The organism is Streptomyces sp. NBC_00859 (assembly GCF_045161865.1).
Lineage (GTDB): Bacteria > Actinomycetota > Actinomycetes > Streptomycetales > Streptomycetaceae > Streptomyces.
This window is the reverse complement of the sequence record NZ_CP108826.1, coordinates 1,684,186-1,701,343: the sequence shown is the minus strand read 5'-3', so window position 1 is coordinate 1,701,343 and position 17,158 is coordinate 1,684,186. Positions and strand designations below refer to the sequence as shown.

Sequence of the window (17,158 nt, the reverse complement as noted above, 5' to 3'; positions counted from 1 at the left end):
CGGTGGCATGCGTCCTGGCGGGCGGCCGGGGAGGGTTCAGCGGACTGCGAGTTCGAAGATCCCGTACGAGAACGGGGCCGCCAGCAGTTCCCCGCCGGAGCCCGACTCGATGCCGCGCACCAGCAATTCCTTCGTCGTCCTGAATCCGTCGAGCGGGTAACGGGCCGTGCGTCCACTGGGGTTGACGACAATCAGGTACGTGTCGCCGCGTACGCAGACGAAGGGGTAGCCGTCATTGAGCACCTCCACCGAACCGCCTGTGCCGAGCTCCGGACGGCTCGCTCGCAGCGCGATCAGGGCGCGTACCTGGTGCAGCAGAGAGTCGGGATCGGCGAGTTGGCCGGCCACCGTCGGCCGGCCGGGATCCGGGTCGAGAGGCAGGTACTGCCGGTCGGACGGTGCTTCGGTGAACCCGGCGTTGGGGGAGTCGTCCCACTGCATGGGGGTGCGGGAGCCCTGCCGGGCCTCGCTGCCGAGCTGGCTGCCCTCGACGTCGGGCAGGCCCGGAAGGTAGCGCATGCCGATTTCGTCGCCGTAGTAGATCACGGGCAGCGACGGCCAGGTGAGCTGGAAGGCGAAGGCCGGGGCCACCATGGAGCGGGTGCGGGTGCCGCACGTGAGACGGGAGAAATCGTGGTTCGCGGTGGGCAGCGCGACGAAGCCGCGGCCGTCGATGGCTGTGTCGGCCTCGTGCCACGCGTCCAGGAACTCCCGCATCGAGCCGTCGCCTTCGGGGGCGAAATAGCAGGGCCCGGACGGCCAGTCCGCGCTGTGGCTGCCTTGCGCGTTGCCCCACAGCGAGAGCAGCGGGCGGCCCACGAAGTGCAGGAAGAAGTCCGCGTGCAGGCCGGCCGGGACGGACCGCTTCGGGTCGCCCCATTCCGAAAGGAGAACCCGGTCCGGGTATGCGTCGTCCAGCCAGTCGCGCAGGTCGCGCCAGAGGGCCGATGTCGCCGTGAGACCGGGGTCGTCCTTGACGAGCGAGGCTGCCATGTCGACGCGGAAGCCCGCGATGCCGCGATCGAACCAGTACGCCATGATCTCGCGAAGAGCCGCCCGGTTGAGCCGCGGACCGGCGGCGTCGACGCTCTGACGCCAGGGCTCGTCCGGGTGGGGGCGGGCGTAACCGAAGTTGAGTGCGGGCTGGAAGGAGTAGAAGTTCGGCAGGTAGTGGCCGGGGCGTGCACCGGGCGAAGGGGCCCAGTCAGGGCCCGGCGGGACGGCGGAGTCGCTCCAGATGAAACGGTCGTCGGATGGATCATCGGCCGCCGCGCCGAACCAGGGGTGCTGGTCGGACGTGTGGCCGGCCACGAGGTCGAGCATGACGCGCATGCCGCGCGTCCGTGCCGCGGCCACGAGGTCCCCGAGGTCGGCCTCAGTGCCGTAGCGCGGGTCCACGGCGGTGTAGTCGGCCACGTCGTATCCGGCGTCTCGGAACGGTGAGACGAACAGCGGGCTGAACCAGAGGGTGTTGACACCGAGGTCCCGGAGGTAGTCGAGGTGGCTGGTGACTCCCGGCAGGTCTCCGATCCCGTCGCCATTGGAGTCGGCGAAGCTTTGGGGGTAGATCTGGTAGATCACGGCTTCGGCCAGCCATGTGGGGTGGCCCGGGGTGTTCGGCACGGCGGGAACCTCTCAACAGTGCGATGAGGATGGGATGTTCACGTGACGTCCGACGGGCGGTCGCGGCCTCGTCAGCCCGCACGTTGCCCGGCGGGCGGCGTTCCCGCAAGGGAGGGCGGGCAGGGCGCCGTGCCGGGACCAGGGCACAGGGAGGAGAGTGCGCCGGACGGGAGGGCCCTGATCGTCAGGCCGGCCGATCGTGTCAGGCTGTCGGGATGCCGGGGTCGCTGGTGCCCGCATCGCCGGTCTCGATGTGACCGGCGAGGCGCCGAAGGTACCGGGGGTCGGCGGGATGGCGCAGGGTCACGTCGTACCAGCGGTGGTCCCTGCCGGCCGGCAGCCGGTGGACGAGTCGTCCCCTCGGGGGTACGACGAGGCGTGTGGTCCCGCCGCGGTAGGCGTCGGTCAGGGTGATGACGCTGCGGAGGCGCTCGTGATTGGTCAGTGTCAGTTCGAGGCCGCCGCCGTGCGCGGGATCGTGACGGGCGGCCACCTCGGGGGTTCCTGCGGAGACGGCACCCCGGAAGGTCCGCAGGAAACCGTTGGGACCATGGACGCTCAGGTCGTAGCGTCCCGCTGTTCCGGCCGTGCTCCAGCTGTCCGTGATCGTTCCGCCGGCGGCCGCGGTGTAGGTCCAGGGCCCGTCGTCGCGGTTGCCCGGGTAGACCAGGAGGCATGCGCCGGCCCCGGGACCGGCGCCGAAGGTCAGCGCGAACGTGCCGGCCGCGGCGTCGGCGGCGCCGTCCACCAGCGGCGCGTACGGCAGAGGGCGGGCCGGCCGTGTTCCGTGCTCCTGCACTGGCATCGTCGCGTGCGCGGGGGCGACGGGTGTGAGTGTCCGGTAGGGATCGGGGTTGGGAGGACGGTAGCTGTCGGTCCTGGGCAGGCGGGACGGGTGATCGTTGCGCAGGCCGAAGTCGAACGCGGACGTCAGGTCGCCGCAGATCGCGCGTCGCCAGGGCGAGATGTTGGGTTCGTGCACGCCGAAGCGCCGTTCCATGAAGCGGATGATCGACGTGTGGTCGAAGGTCTCCGAGCACACGTAGCCGCCGGTGCTCCAGGGCGAGACCACCGTCATGGGGACGCGTGCTCCGAGCCCGTACGGCCCGGCCCGGTGCCCGTCGTCGCCGGGGAAGCAGTCCTGGGCCGTATCGACGTCCGAGAGGCCGTGATCAGCGGTGTCCGGCGGAAAAGGGGGGACGACGTGGTCGAAGTAGCCGTCGTTCTCGTCGTAGGTGACGAACAGCGCGGTGCGGCTCCAGACCTCGGGGTCGGACGTCAGCGCGTCCAGGACCTGCGAGATGTACCAGGCTCCGTAATTGGCAGGCCAGTTGGGATGCTCGCTGAACGCCTCGGGCGCCACGACCCACGAGATCCGGGGCAGCTTGCCCGTGGTGACGTCCGCTCTCAAGATGTCGAAGAAACCGTCGCCCCGGGCCGCGTCGGTGCCGGTGCGCGCCTTCTCGTACAGGGGGTCACCCGGCTCGGCGCTGCGGTAATTGTCGAAGTAGAGCAGGGAGTTGTCTCCGAAGTTGCCGCGCTGTGGATCCTTGATCCAGCCCCAGGAGCCATTGGCGTCCAGTCCGTCGCCGACGTCCTGGTAGATCTTCCAGGAGACTCCGGCCGCCTCCAGCCGCTCCGGATAGGTCTTCCAGCTGTATCCGGCCTCGTAGTTGCTCAGGACGGGGCCGCCACCGGTGCCGTCGTTGCCGACGTATCCGGTCCACATGTAGTAGCGGTTCGGGTCGGTGGCACCGATGAAGGAGCAATGGTAGGCGTCGCAGATGCTGAAGGCGTCGGCCAGCGCATAGTGGAACGGGATGTCCTCACGGGTTACGTGGGCCATCGTCCCCGCGCCCTTGGCGGCCACCCACTGGTCCCAGCGCCCACTGTTCCAGGCCTGGTGACCCCCCTCCCATTCGTGGTCCAGCCCTTCGAGGAACTGCATGCCGAGGGCGTCGTGGTCGGGGCGGAAGGGCAGGACGTCCTTGGCGCCGTCACTCTGCTGCCATACGGATTTTCCGTTTCCCGCGGTGACGGGCCGTGGATCACCGAAGCCGCGTACACCACGCAGAGCACCGAAGTAGTGGTCGAAGGAGCGGTTCTCCTGCATCAGCACCACGATGTGCTCGACGTCGTGCAGCGATCCGGTCCGGCGGTCTGCGGGGATGGCCGCCGCACGGGCGATGCTCCTGGACAGGGCCGAGAAGCCCGCGGTGGCCCCGGAGATCTGAAGGAAGCGCCGGCGATCGAGTTCAGACACAGGAAGATCCTCTTGATTCGGGAATTCGGGAATGGGGCTTCGGCCTTCAAGCCGGATCGAACGAGGTGTGCCTTGATCCGGCCGGGTCTTCCGGTACGGACGGCGGCCGAAGTCGTGTGCGTGAGGCCCGGGGTCATCGGTGCCCGGACGGAAGTGGTGTCCGGGCACCGATGACCGCAGCTGTCAGGGAGTCGTGGCATGCCGCAGCTGATGCGGGCTGTCTGCCGGTCCGACGAACACGTCCCGGGCACCGTGGGTGCGGGTCCATCGCTGTCCGGACGTGGACCAGTACTGCAAGGCCCTCGGATCGACGTGGGTCGTCACGGTTCTCGACGCTCCCGCAGCGATGCTCACGTGGTCGAAGCCTGCCAGTGCGCGAGGCGCGAACTCCACACCGTTCGGCCGTTCGGAAGGGGGCCCCAGGTAGACCTGCGCCACGGCGGAGCCGGCCTGCGATCCGGTGTTCCGGATCGTGTAAGTCACTTTCAGTCCACCGTCGTTGGTGGCGGTGACAGCCGGTGCCGAGTACGCGAAGTCCGTGTAGGACAGGCCCCACCCGAACGGGAACTGCACCGCCATACCCAGCTGGTCGTAGTAGCGATAGCCGGCGTAGATACCGAAGCTTGCGGCCTGACGGGCCGGATAGCGTGCGCCATCGGCTGTCAGTGCGATCGAGTCGATGTTGACGTTGCCGCTGTCTTCGCTGCCCCGCAGAATGCTGATTCTGTGAATTCCGGCGGTCAGACTGACGCCGACAGTCCTGACGCTCCAGGTGTTCCAGTCACTCAGGGCCGGCAGGCTGATGTGACGGGCCTTGCCGTCGATGTCGACAGTGAGTTTTTGCGCGCTTCCCGTGGCGTTGCCGTAGCGCAGCTGCAGGGTGTAGTCCCCTGCGTCGGAGGGGAGGTTCACCTGCGCTCGGTCGCCCTCCCTGGTGAAGCCGGCGACGAACCCTTCACCGGAGTAGCCCGCGTGATCGGTGGCTGTCCCGAGACCCGTTCCGCTGATGTGACCTCGTTCAAGCTCGCAGGTGACAGCGGCAGAGCATTCGAACAAGCCGCCGAGACTGTTGGCTGCGGTGGGGAAGTGGGCGCCAGGGGCGGTCAGCCCGAGACTGTCCACATCGACGTCGCCGCTGGTGCTGTCCGAGCCGGACCGGAACAGCCGCACGGTGTGGGGCCCGGCCCCGAGACGCAATGAGACCTGGGCGGTCGACCAGTTGTCCGTGCCTCCGGTGTCCGGCAGAGCCAGCAGTCGCGCCGGTCCGGTATCCACAGCGACGCGCAACGACCTTTTCGACCCCGTGGCGTTGGCGTACCGGACTTTCAGCCGGTACGTGCCGGCTGTGCCCGGACTGACCTGGTAGCGCAGCGAATCATTGTCGCCGAGGAACCCGGAAGCGAACCCGGAACCGGTGTAGTTCCTGTGGTCGACGGCGATGGCCGGGCCGTTCAGCTTGGCGTCTTCGCCCTGACAGACCGTGTCCGTCTCGCAGACCGGCACTTGCCCGGTCGGCTTCGCTGTTCCGCCCACCCGCTCGGGATGGGTACCGGTGGCATCTCCCGGAAACAGACCTTGGTTCTGGTCGTTGCCGAACAGGGTGTCCTTGCTTCCCTGCGGCCAGGTCGTCACCGTGCGCCCGGAGGGATTCGCCAGCCCCAGCAGCAGTCGTGCCGTGGCCGTACCACCCTCCTGGCCCGGCTGCCACATATCCAGGACGCTCCTGACGTCGTGAATCCAGGAGGCCGTGATGACGGGGCCCGAGGTGTTCAGCACAACGGATGTGTTGGGATTCGCCGCCGCGACCGCCTTGATGAGGGCGACTTGTCCGGCGGGCAGCTCCTCGGGAACCATGTCCGGATCCGCCGGATCAGTAAGCTGACCAGTGTTTCCCGCACCGACGAATACGATGGCCTTGGACTTGCCCTTCGCGGCTGCTGCGGCATCACTTATGTCGCCGTCCGCACGGCTGTAAGCAAGCCGGAAGTCGGCCTTCGCGGAGCCGGCATTCGAAAACGATACCGAGATCGAGTGGTAACCGGCCGACAGGCGTCCCACTTCGTAGGCGGAGTTATCGAGCCCACCCGCCGTGAAGCCGGCCCTGGTAGTGCTCATATCCATGGGAAACATGCCGGGCCGGGGGCCGGTGTAGACACTGGCCGGCGTCGAGGCTTTCTGGGCCTTCCCGTCCACGGAGAGCCCAACTCCGATGTCGGAGCCTTCTGTGCTCTGGGTGCGCAGTGTGTATGTGTCTGCTGACGGCACATACAGGTAACCGCTCCAGGCGTAGTCTCCCCTGCCGAGTGGTCCATCCGGTGAGGCCGTGGTGAAGTCGAGTGACCTGTCTGTCTCCGGAGCGCCGGGCCCGCCCGTTCGGTGAAGGCCACCGGTGACATGTGAGGTCGACGTCGAGAGGGCCGATGAGGGTATGGCGTAGCCGCTCGGGCTCTGAGCCGGGCTGTAGGTGAAGGCGCTCTTGTCCCGGGCGAACGTCTTGATCTGCTGGAGGGTGCTGATCACGCTGCGGTCGGGGTAGCCACCGGAGGCCTCGTTGTTGGGCGAGCCGACGTTGTATTCGGCCAGGGGGCCGCTGAGCGCGACTCCGGACGACAGGTCGGCCGGAGTGATGGGGAGGGTCGATGCGTCGTTCTTCAGTAGCACCGCTCCTTCTTCGGCTGACTTCTCGGCGACCGCCGCGTCACCGTGTTCTGTGCCGATGACGGCGTCTGAACCCGGGCTTCCGGTGGGGAGGGCGGCTGAACCGTCGCGTACCCCGTTCACTCCTCCGGGATTGCCGCAAGAAGCGCTGCTGTCGTTGCAGCCGAGCAGACCGAAGCGCTCCTCCTGGTAGAGCACGCGGGCAAGGGCCTGCTCGAATACGGGCAAGGCGATGCGGCCATCACGTACGAGTTGTGGAATCTGGTCCCAGACACTCTTGGTCCCGGTGCGCGGGTCCCCGCCCGGCATGTTCTGTTCGGTGCCCTGGGCGAGATCGGTGCCACGGGTGGCTACGGGATAGTCGGTTCCCACGAATGCCTTGGAGTTCCACTCGCCCCTGATGAGCTGATCCTCTATCAGGGGGTTTCCGCAGGCGAAGTTGGGGTCGCTGAGATTACGGGTCCGTGCTGTGGTGCTGCCGAAAGGGCTCCTCTGTGTGAGCTGCCCCAGCGTTGCGTTCGGTGCGTCGGGTACTTGAACTTTCTGATATGAGCACATGTACGAAGCGGTCGAGCCCTTTTTCCCGGCACTCTCGTAGGGAGGCGCGAACAGCTCGTGCAGCGCCTGATCGGCTATCTGGGCCGGCTGGGATATATCGTTTCCGTAGTAACCCAGAACGTGCTTGGTCTGAGCCATTGTGTTCCGGCCCTGGATACCGTTGACCTCGGACGCCGCGGTTTCACCGCCGAGGTAGGGATCCTCACCCGTTTCGTCACTGGAACGAGCCCAGTTGGGGAAGATGTCCGTATCCACTTGCGGGCCCAGAAGACCGGTGGCCATGTGAGCCCGCGCCTCGGCCCCTTGTACCTGGCCCCATGCGTTACCCAACCTGGGGTCGAACGAGCCGGCCACCGCGGAATTCTGCGTGGCGGCCGTCGACCGTCCGCGCTGCGGCCCCGCGAACAACTCGACGCCGGCTCCGTCGGTCCAGCACAACGGCGAGATGGCCGGCGTAGTCCCGCTCGGTGCGAGATTGGAGCCGGTCTGGTTGCAGCTCGCGACCGGAGAGTGGCCCCCGCTGTACTTGTACGAGTCGGTGCCGTCGAGGATCCGCAACGCGTTCTGCAGCTGGCCGAGAGTCGGGTGGTCCGACGGCAGCAGCTGTTTGATCAGTCCGACGACCGTCCGGGTGTACGGAGCCTGAGCATCCTGCGCCGGTGAGTGGACCGCCGACGGCAGTACGACCGGCAGCTTGTAGGGAACGTTGGCCGGCTGGACTTCCGTGAAGCCATGGCCGACCGCCATGGCGCGGGGCGGTGCGGCGCAGACGAGCGCGCTCAGCAGGGCGGTGCACGCCGCCGCCACGGTCACCGCACGCCAGGAATGAGCGGGTGTGCGTATATTCACGGGCCTGACTCTGCTTACTTCCGGCCGTACACGAATTCTGCTCATCCAGGTCGCCCTTCTTGAGCGGTGAGGAAGGGCCGGCGTGAGGCCCCCGATATGTGTGAGCAACATCGCCAAGAGCGCTCGCACTTGGCGGCGTGAGGACATACGTGCAGTGGTTCGCCGGCCGGTACATGCAGGCGGCCGCGCCGCCGGCGGGCGTGCGGGGGTGGCGAGCTACTGTCGTCCTGGGCCGCCCGTGCCGACGCGATGGCGGGGGAGGTGCTCCCGCACGCCGCGCGCTGTCCGACGCGGTTTCCACGGTTGGGAGTTGACCGGTGGCGGCGTTGGCGATCCGGGAGGAGCCGTCACTGCTGGAGATGAAGGACCGCGCTTCAAGTTCCGTCCCGGTGGCGGCCGGTGACGCATCCGCTTCCGGCTCGGCCGGGGCGGTCGGGCCTGGTCCGCCGGGATGTCGCAGGTGGCCAGTGGAACGGCTCCGTGGGCGTCCGGCCTCGCAGGGGCGATCGAGGTGCTCCAAGGGGCGCACGCGATCTCGGTAGTGCCTGGCACAGGGGTCGGTGGCAACGCTGCTGCGAACGTCGGCGAGGTCAGCGGTGCCCATCTGCGGATCATGATCATCCTTCCAATGGCGCCTGTCCCGCGGGGACGCGGAACGTTCGCACTCCGGCGCGGACAACCACCCCTGAGCTAATTAGTTAAACTAGAATCCGAACTAACTAGGAGTCAACAGGATGCACCGGATCTCCAGGCCTCCTGCCGATCCGTTTGTTTCGAAGTGAGGTTCTGAGCCGTCCCCGGCGGGGGGTGCCGCGGGGGAGTGTGGGAGGGCGCTGGCGCTCCGGCGGTGACGAGGGCAACGCGTTCTTACGAGGCGTCGGACGCAAGGCCCGCAGGCGGGACGCAAGGCCCGCAGGCCCGCAGCAGATCCTGCCGAGAACCGGGCTCGGCCGACGTGTCGATCCGGCCGCGCATCGACGCGAGCAGCGGCGAGGTGATGACGGCGGGCCTGCTGCCTTGCGCGCGCAGCTGCGGTTCCTTGATCTCTCCGCTGCTGGGGCCGTGGAGCCTCCGATTCGAGTCCGGGAAGCGTATGGGGCCAACCCGACTTCGGCGCAATGCCCCGGCGAAGTGCCGCAGTTACCGCCGCACCCCACCCGAATCTGCATGTACACAGTTCGGGCGGGGTGCGGCGGAGCGGTCGCTTGTGCGTACTCAGATGTCCCGGAAGGGACCAGCCGGCTTTGTGACCTGCGGCGATGGGTGGTCAGGGGGTGCTGACCTGCGGGAATGGCCTTTCGGCTATTTCACGCTCGTGCCGGTTGATGGGACCGGAAGTCCCAGAGAAGTCCCAGAGGGATCCCACTACTGCTTACGGGCGCCTTTCGGCTTCCGGAGCCCCCGGCCATCCTGCGCCGGCCTTGCATCAAGAGCAGCGTCAGCGGCCATACTTGATCACGTGGGGGAACTCCCGCGGCGACGCGACAAGGGGGAAGACGGCGTGAACGGCGAACTGGGCAAGGTCGAGGTAAGGCTCCGGTGGGATCCGAGCCCGCTGGGGGAGGCACCGCACCATCTGGACATCATCGGCGCGGTCTACTCCGCCGACGACCCGCGGGGGCGGCCGGTATACGTCGTCCACACCGAGAGCCGTTCCCCGGACGGCACCATCACCATGGGCCGGCACAGCGAGACCGGCCAGGGCCTCGGCTTCGACGAGGTGATGGTCCTGGAGTTCGACCGGATACCGTCCGACTACGGCCGGGTGGTGGTGGGGGTGGCGATTCACCAGAACGCCGGGCCTCTCACCTTCGGCGAGATCGCGAACCCCGGTGTGGTCGTCGTCGAGCGGTACCGGGACCTCCTCGCGGACGACTTCGCGCAGCTTGCAGGCTTCACTGCCGCGACGGTCGCGGAGTTCACCCGGGACGGCTCCGCGGGCTGGGAGCTGCGCGAGATGCTCCGCGGCTTCGACAGCAATCCGGTGGACTTCATGGCGGAGATGGGCACAATCGGCGAGTGATGGCGCCTGAATGGGCACGATCGGCGAGTGATGGCGCCTGACGTGAACGGGGGCGCGCCGCGTTCTCGAAGCGGTAATGACGCCAGCGCACCCGTGTCCGATATGCAGTGCCGCTCGATGGAGCCCCCGTAACGCACGTACAGGGGACCGTTCCCCCGCCGCAGATCACTGAGGATGTACGGGCCCTGGTGGCCGTCGAGCTCGACGCCGAGCTCCTCCAGAGTGGTACGCAGAATTCGCTCGTCCAGCGGGTACAGAGTTTGCGAACTTGCGCCATCCAGTGGGAAGTTCGGTGGAGCCCGCAGGGAAGGAGAGCTTTTCGAGATCTTCGGCGGTTGCCTTCTGGTCCGGCCGGTCGTAGGAATAGCGGTCTGCTAGGCAGTAGACGTCATAGCGCTTGTCCACTATTCCTCCTGGAATCTCCCGGGTTGTTGTGCCGACAGGAATATTTTCGGTCGGAGGGTGGGTGACGAACAAGTGTGTTCCGCATGGTCGTGTGCATGGATTTCACACGACGGAAGTCTTTCCATGGATTTCCCATGGCGTGCGCTCATCGCCGCAGAAAGCCGCCGGCCCGAGCGGTGGAATCCGCTCGGGCCGACGGCCGTCCGGCTTTCGGTCTGTGCCGCCGAGCCGCCTACTCGGCCCCGCGCAGGGCGCTGGTGGGGCGCTGCCGGAGGGCGATGCTGGTGGTGGAGACACCGGTGGCGAGTGCGAGGATGCCGGCGCCGCCCAGGATGAGGGCGAGGGTGGTGCCCGCGAGCTGCGGGCGGGCCGATCCGGTCAGCGCGTGACTGAACACGGCGAGGACGGCCCCGGCGACCAGCGCTCCGACCAGAAGCGCGGCCAGGACGATCACCGCGTTCTCCAGACGCATCATGCGGGCGACTTGTCTGCGAGTGGCGCCGACGAGGCGGAGCAGGGCGAACTCGCCCGAGCGTTCCATCGTCGTCATCACCAGGGTGTTCACGACCGAGATCGAAGTGAAGACCGTCACCACCACCAGGAGCAGATAGGTGGCGATCATGGAGGCATCCTGCCGGCGCAGCGCCTCGGCCCGGTAGGCGTCGCGGTCGAGTACCCGCCAGGAGGGCTTCTCGCGGCGCAACTCGGCCAGGCCATGGGCGAGTTGTTGCCGCCGACCGGGCTTGGCCCGCACGTACACAGCATCCTGGAGCAACTGCCCGCCCAGGTGCCCGGCGGTCAGTCCCTGGGGAATCACGGCCTCGCCGAAGCCGCGGGAGCGGCTGTACACGGCCGCGACCCTGACCTTCTCCGTCCGGTCGTCCTCCATGGCCAGCCGCACCCCGTCACCGGCCCGCACATGGGCCCGGTCCGCCAGGTCCCTGCTCAACGCGACGTCCCGTGGCCCCAGTCCGTGGATCGTGCCCTGTACAACGCCCAGGTCGAGGACCTCGTCCAGCGGGCCTCCGGTGACGGCTTGCGCGATACCACCGGGCCCCGGTTGCGACGCGTCGTCGCCGACGGGAACCGTCACATAGGTGCCCGTGGTGCCGAGCACGGCACCAGCCCCCTGAGTCTTGAGGAGAGTCCGGGCAGCGGTGGCCGGCAGTCCGTTACCGTTGCTCTGGACCACCTGATCGGCCATCATGCGCTGCCCGTCCTGCTCCTGCTGCTCGTGCCACTTCATCTGCGGTACGAACAGCGCTACGGCAGCGAAGGCGACGGTGAGGGCGAGCGGAGTGGCCGCGGCACCCAGCCGGCGGTAGCCCGCGACGAGGTTGGTCCTCACCAGGAGACCGACCACGGGGAACAGGGCCTGACACAGCAGGCCGAGCCCGGCGCCCGCCAGCTTCCCGATGCAGGGGGCGAGCAGCCCCACGGCGACCATCAGCACCATGACCATCGCCACAGCGCTGTTCGCCGCGTCGGCCCCCCCCGGAGCTCCCGATCGCCGCGAGTCCCCAGACGCCTCCGCCCAGGACCCCGAGACCGCAGCAGGTACGCACCACACCTGCCCGGCGGCGCGGCAGGGAGGCCTCGCCCAGCGCCTGTACGGCGTGCACCCGGGAGGCCCTTCTGCCGCTGCTCCACACCGCGGCTTCGGCGGTCACCCAGCAGATCAGCAGGGCGGTCAGGATACTCAGCGGGCCGAAGTGGAGAGGGAAGGCGTCCGGGATCATGTCCTGGGCGACCAGCCAGGCGCGCAGGCCCCCGGCGAGCAGCACGCCGAGTCCGCACCCGGGGACGGCGGCGACGACGGTGACGACCAGCGCCTCGTACCCGATGAGTCTGCGGACCTGACCGGGTGTCGCGGCGACGGCTCGCAGCAGGGCGATCTCCCGCATCCGCTGCTGGACGGAGAGGGAGAACGCGCCCCCTACCGCGAATGCCATGACGAACAGGCAGACGAAGCCGAAGGGTACGACGAAGGACACCACATCCGCGCCACCCTGGACGGGAGTTGCCCTGCTTCCGGCGTCCAGCAGTACCCCGCAGGCGGTGATCAGCACCTGTGCGCAGACCATGGCCACGAAGGACCCGGCGAAGGAGACCTTCCGGGTACGGATGGTCCACCATGCCAAGAGGAGAAGCATTTCTTCAGGCCCCCAGTCGCGCCATGCGCTCGGCGATGGCACCGGCCGAAGCACCGTGCAGCACCTCGGTGATGCGTCCGTCCGTCAGGACCAGGACGGCGTCCGCGTACGAGGCGGCCACCGGGTCGTGGGTGACCATCACGACCGTTTGGCCGATGTCGGCCACGAGGCCTCCGAGCAGTTCGAGTACCTTGCGGGCCGATGTGGTGTCCAGGGCTCCGGTGGGCTCGTCGGCGAAGACCACCTCAGGGCGGGTGATGAGCGCACGGGCGATCGCCACCCGCTGCTGCTGACCGCCGGAGAGTTCACCCGGCCGGTGCCCGCGGCGATCGGTGAGCCCGGTGTATTCGAGCAGTCGCTCCAGCCAGGGGCGGTCGAGCCGGATGCGGCGGCCCGCCAACCGCACGGGAAGGGTGATGTTCTGCTCGGCTGTCAGCGCGGGGAGGAGGTTGAACCCTTGGAATACGAAGCCGACCCGCTCCCGTCGCAGCATCGTCAGCTCGCGCTCGCCCAGAGGGCCCAGCTCACGGCCACCGATCTCGACGGTGCCCTGGTCCGGGCGCTCCAGACCGGACGCGCAGTGCAGGAATGTGCTCTTGCCCGAACCGGAGGGGCCCATCACAGCGGTGAACGTTCCGTACGGCAACTCCGTGGTGACCCCGTCGAGTGCCGTCACGGCGGAGCGCCCACTGCCGTGCACCTTGCGCACCGCGCTGAGACGCACTGCCCAGGGACGCTGTCCAGGTGTCGCCTCGCCACCGCCCGGTGGCCGGTTGTGCGCCGATGCGCCCAGGTGAAGACCGGCTCCAGCGCCTGCGTGCTCGTTCACGTGCACTCTCTCTCGCTCCAGCATTTCCTGTCCGGCGGTCGGTGACCGCCGGATACGTGCCACCGCTCGTCCTGACACAGCCGCGTCCGCCCGGCCGTGCCGAGCGGGTGGGGACGGCGGTCCCCCGGCCGGTTCATGTCACGGCGAGGGCCAGCGCACGGACGAACCGGGGCACGTCGACCGTGCCCCAGCCGCTGGCCGTGTCGAAGCCGTCTCCCGCCGTGAACCCCGGTACCTCGGCATAGGAGTTGGCGCCCTGCGTGACATCGACGATCCCGGCTTCCGGCCCCGCGGCGCCCAGTCGGTAGAGAGCCGGATTGATGTCTCCCAGAGGTCCGTGGTGCAGCTGTACCGCAAGGGCGAGCACTCCGGCGAAGAGCGGGGCCGACTGGGATGTTCCGGCCGCTCCCTGCATCGTGATCTCCGGAAGCGAACGGCCGGACACGGAGCCGGTACCCGCCACGGAGTGCTGCCACGGGGGCCGCGGGAAGACGGAGGAGTGGCCCGCCCCCGACTTGGGCCACAGTATGTCGGGGGAAGTGCGGTGACCCTGTGGGTCGACGTGCAGCAGTGAGCCGCCGACGGCGGTCACCCGGGGGTCCGACGCAGGCCAGGCCACTACCCGCCGGGGATGGTGCAGGGCGGGGTCGTCGCGCAGTGGGCCGCTGGCTCCATGGTCTCCCGACGAGGCGACCAGGGTTATGCCGGCGGCGCGGGCACGGGCAAGTGTCCGACCGTAACGGCGCATGGAATCAGGGCTGTTGAAGTTCTCCTCGACGGAACCGAAGCTCATGGACACCACATCTGCCAGACGGTTCCGCGTGAGATGGTCCAGGGTGCGCATCATCTCGGGCATGCCGCTGTCGCCCTGGGTCTCGTCCACAGGCGACGCGGCGATCACGATGCGCGCCCCCAGTGCCAGCGAGTGGACCATCGCCACATCGAGCCGGCTCTCCGACACCCAGGCCAGGCAGTTCTCCGTGTTCACTCCGGGGTCGGTGCAGGAGGGCGGCTTGCCCAAGGGCTCGACCCGCCGGATGTCGGCCGGGGGAGTGCGTACTGCTCGTCGTAGTCCGCCATGAACTTCTCCATGCCCGGGTCTCCGAAGGAGACGAGCACGGCGACGGTGGCACCCTGGCCGGTGATGCCGCGCCGCCACAGTTCGTCCACGCGGTACGGCACGGCTATCGACGGCTCACCGGCCGCGTCGGCGGCGTGCACGGCGCAGGCACGGGTGAGACCAGCGCCCTCCGCGACAGCCGTACCGGTACCGGGGGCCAGTAGCACCATCGCAGCCGCGAGCAGGCGGGCGGTTCGCTTCCACACGTGCCGGCGACGCGGCGTGCTGGCTTCCTCTCCGACCCCATACGGCTCGCTCCCCTCCATTGATCGCTCCTGTTTCTCCACAGGATCGGTCCGGTACACCGGCGGAACACGGTTCACCGGAGAAATCGTGGGATACCCACGGGTGGCGCCCCGGGTGCCGGAGATCCTGGCTGCGTCACGTCGGGGCGGGCCGCGCCGGGGTCAGTGCCCCAGCCGGGACATCGCCTGGTCCGGATAACGACCGCCGGCCACCGAGCCGTCCGGCACGGCATCCCTGAGCAGGCCGATGTGCTCCGTACTCAGGGCCACGTCGGCAGCCGCCGCGTTCTCCTCCAGGTAGTGCCTCTTCTTCGTGCCGGGAATGGGGACGATGTCCTCGCCCTGGGCCAGCAGCCAGGCCAGAGCCGCCTGGGCGGGAGTGCAGCCGATCCGGGCCGCGACCTGGTGCACCGCGTCGACGAGTGTCAGGTTGTGCCGGATGTTCTCCTCGGCGAACCGTGGCCATCGCCTGCGATTGTCGTCGCTGCTCAACTCGCCGGATGAGGTGATGTTCCCGGTGAGCATGGCGCGGCCGAGGGGTGCGTACGCCACCACAGCGATGCCCAACTCCCGGCAGGTGTCCAGCATGTCGCCCTCCACCACATCCCGGGTGAAGAGCGAATACTCCAACTGGACGGCGCTGATGGGATGGACGGCGTGGGCCCTGCGCAGCGTGCCGGCGTTCACTTCGCTGAGGGCCAGGTGCCGGATGTCGCCCGCTGCCACCAGCCCGGCCATGGCGGCGACCGTTTCCTCAATGGGGGTCGCGGGGTCGCGGCGGTGCACGCAGTAGAGGTCTATGTACTCAACACCCAGGCGTCGCATCGAGGCGTGACAGGCGGTTCGTACGTATCCCGCCGACGTGTCCACGACGTTCACCCGGCCCGAATCCGCGTCGTGACGCAGCCCGAACTTCGTCGCCAGTACGACGCGTTCCCGGTCGGCCGCCCGGCGTCGCAGCCAGGTGCCCAGGAGTTCCTCGTTGGCGCCCCGTCCGTAGGCGTCCGCCGTGTCAAGGAAAGTGACACCCAGATCGAGCGCCCGGTCCAGGGTGCGTTCGGACTCTGTGTCGTCCGGGGCCCCGTAGGCGATCGACATGCCCATGCAGCCAAGACCCACGGATGACACACGTGGCCCGTGCGTGCCGAGCGTTCGGTATTTCACGAGGAACTCCTCTTTCGGGCGGTCTTTCGGGCGGGCGGAAGACTGGAGAATGCCCTGGCCACACTCAGCAGCCAGGTCACCTCTGTGGCGTAGTCGCCACTCTTGCGCAGGGACGGTCCCCCGGGTGCGGGTACCTCGGGGACCCGGAGGCCGGGATCGGCGCTCTTGGCCCGCAAGGCCTGGCTGAGCACCGTGGCCTGTACCGCTGCCTGCAGGGCTCTCCCCGACAGGCCTGCCAGCAAAGCGGTCTTCCGGGCGCTCGTGGCGATCGCCGGATCCATGTAGGGGCGGAGGGCCAGCAACCCGTCCTGGATCTCGATGACCTCACGGTAGAGGCGGTAGCTGATGTTGCCGGGCATCATGCGGACAAGAGGGGCGGACTGCTGTGGCTCCAGCACGATGTGGGGGTGCGCCGTGCTGAGGGCGCGCCACAGCGGTTGCAGCCGCTGGTAGCTGATGAAGTTGCTTATTCTGCGGTGCGTTTCGGAGGCCGTCGGCCCCCAGGAAGGCATGGTGAGCCCCACTGAGAGAAAGAGAATTCCCATGCCGTTGGCCAGCGGTGTGAGCAGCTCCCAGCGCAGCGGATCGAGCCCGAACTGCACGGCGAGCACTGCCGTCGCGCGATGAATGCAGTAGATGAGGTAGGCACCCGCGCCGATCCCGGTGGCGTACAGACCCCGTCGCAGCCACTGGCGTCCGGCCACACGCCCGAATCGTCGGCACAGCCGGATGATCTCGACCATCCCGGATCCGAAAGCGGTCACATAGACCAGCAGGTAGAGGGCGACAGGCGGCCGGTGTGCCTGTTGCAGCAGGTAGTGGGTGGCCCGCCCTTGGGCCCCGGAGCCGGCCACGAACCACATCGCCACCATCACAGTGGCGCACAGCGCGCTGCTGAGCAGTCTCCAGAGGGCCTTGCGGCGAGCCTCCTGCGCCGGATAGACCCAGTAGGCGATCGCGATGAGGATGGCTGCGCTGGAGGCTACGCCGCCGAAGAGATGGATGCCGAGCGCACCCAGATTGGGAGTCCCCGTACGGCTGTCCACCGCTTCCGAGACCCACGGCGTGGACAGTGCGAAAGACGCTGCCTTGCAGGAGAAAGCAATGAGCAGTGCCAGCAGCGCCGGGTCGGTGCGGTGGGCGCGTACGTCGCGCAGCTTGTAGAGCAGAACGAGCACGCAGAGGGCGGTGCACAGCGGAAAGACCGTGCTCTTGACCTCGAGCAACGCAACTCCAGACCGTCGGGGTTTCCGCTGGACGCGCCCGCA

10 protein-coding genes and 1 pseudogene are annotated in these 17,158 nt (G+C 68.3%); 1 reads left to right on the top strand and 10 read right to left on the bottom strand.

Going from position 1 to position 17,158, the window contains the following annotated elements:
• Nucleotides 1–36 precede the first annotated feature (36 nt).
• The 3 genes from OG584_RS06980 to OG584_RS06970 all read right to left on the bottom strand — a co-directional run bounded on the left by OG584_RS06980 (nt 37) and on the right by OG584_RS06970 (nt 7,996).
• On the bottom strand, nt 37–1,623 hold the full coding sequence (locus tag OG584_RS06980; protein WP_405776118.1) for an alpha-amylase family glycosyl hydrolase: 1,587 nt from the start codon (nt 1,621–1,623) through the stop codon (nt 37–39).
• A gap of 202 nt (nt 1,624–1,825) precedes the next feature.
• Nucleotides 1,826–3,886 (bottom strand): phosphocholine-specific phospholipase C, encoded by a 2,061-nt coding sequence (locus OG584_RS06975; RefSeq protein ID WP_405776116.1) that lies wholly within the window; start codon nt 3,884–3,886, stop codon nt 1,826–1,828.
• A 183-nt stretch (nt 3,887–4,069) separates the two neighbouring features.
• Nucleotides 4,070–7,996, bottom strand: coding sequence for a glycoside hydrolase family 3 C-terminal domain-containing protein (locus OG584_RS06970; protein ID WP_405776114.1), 3,927 nt, complete (start codon nt 7,994–7,996; stop codon nt 4,070–4,072).
• 1,414 nt (nt 7,997–9,410) lie between these two features.
• Here OG584_RS06970 and OG584_RS06965 point away from each other — a divergent pair.
• Nucleotides 9,411–9,974: a TerD family protein gene (locus tag OG584_RS06965; RefSeq protein WP_405776112.1), complete on the top strand. Its 564-nt coding sequence runs from the start codon at nt 9,411–9,413 to the stop codon at nt 9,972–9,974.
• 637 nt (nt 9,975–10,611) lie between these two features.
• On the opposite strand, the gene OG584_RS06960 is transcribed toward OG584_RS06965, so the two are convergent.
• The 7 genes and pseudogenes from OG584_RS06960 to OG584_RS06930 all read right to left on the bottom strand — a co-directional run bounded on the left by OG584_RS06960 (nt 10,612) and on the right by OG584_RS06930 (nt 17,116).
• On the bottom strand, nt 10,612–11,841 hold the full coding sequence (locus OG584_RS06960; protein ID WP_405776110.1) for an ABC transporter permease: 1,230 nt from the start codon (nt 11,839–11,841) through the stop codon (nt 10,612–10,614).
• A 217-nt stretch (nt 11,842–12,058) separates the two neighbouring features.
• Nucleotides 12,059–12,331: pseudogene (locus tag OG584_RS06955) on the bottom strand (FtsX-like permease family protein); the annotation flags it as partial.
• A 205-nt stretch (nt 12,332–12,536) separates the two neighbouring features.
• A complete protein-coding gene (locus OG584_RS06950) occupies nt 12,537–13,361 on the bottom strand; it encodes an ABC transporter ATP-binding protein (protein ID WP_405776108.1) in 825 nt (274 codons plus the stop codon).
• 133 nt (nt 13,362–13,494) lie between these two features.
• Entirely contained in the window at nt 13,495–14,349 is an 855-nt protein-coding gene (locus OG584_RS06945; protein WP_405776106.1) for a S8 family serine peptidase, read from the bottom strand.
• Complete coding sequence (locus OG584_RS06940) at nt 14,346–14,747, bottom strand: hypothetical protein (protein WP_405776104.1); 402 nt, start codon at nt 14,745–14,747, stop codon at nt 14,346–14,348. Before OG584_RS06940 ends, OG584_RS06945 begins: the two co-directional genes overlap by 4 nt.
• Before the next feature lie 141 nt (nt 14,748–14,888).
• Nucleotides 14,889–15,890, bottom strand: a complete 1,002-nt coding sequence (locus OG584_RS06935; RefSeq protein ID WP_371534946.1) for an aldo/keto reductase — start codon at nt 15,888–15,890, stop codon at nt 14,889–14,891.
• Nucleotides 15,887–17,116, bottom strand: coding sequence for an MAB_1171c family putative transporter (locus tag OG584_RS06930; RefSeq protein ID WP_405776102.1), 1,230 nt, complete (start codon nt 17,114–17,116; stop codon nt 15,887–15,889). Before OG584_RS06930 ends, OG584_RS06935 begins: the two co-directional genes overlap by 4 nt.
• Between the last annotated feature and the right edge of the window lie 42 nt (nt 17,117–17,158).

What these genes read in the sequence shown, in the direction of transcription:
- OG584_RS06940 (WP_405776104.1), bottom strand. Translation starts at nt 14,747, where the DNA reads ATGGAGGGGAGCGAGCCGTATGGGGTCGGAGAGGAAGCCAGCACGCCG.
- OG584_RS06960 (WP_405776110.1), bottom strand. Translation starts at nt 11,841, where the DNA reads ATGGTCATGGTGCTGATGGTCGCCGTGGGGCTGCTCGCCCCCTGCATC.
- OG584_RS06970 (WP_405776114.1), bottom strand. Translation starts at nt 7,996, where the DNA reads ATGAGCAGAATTCGTGTACGGCCGGAAGTAAGCAGAGTCAGGCCCGTG.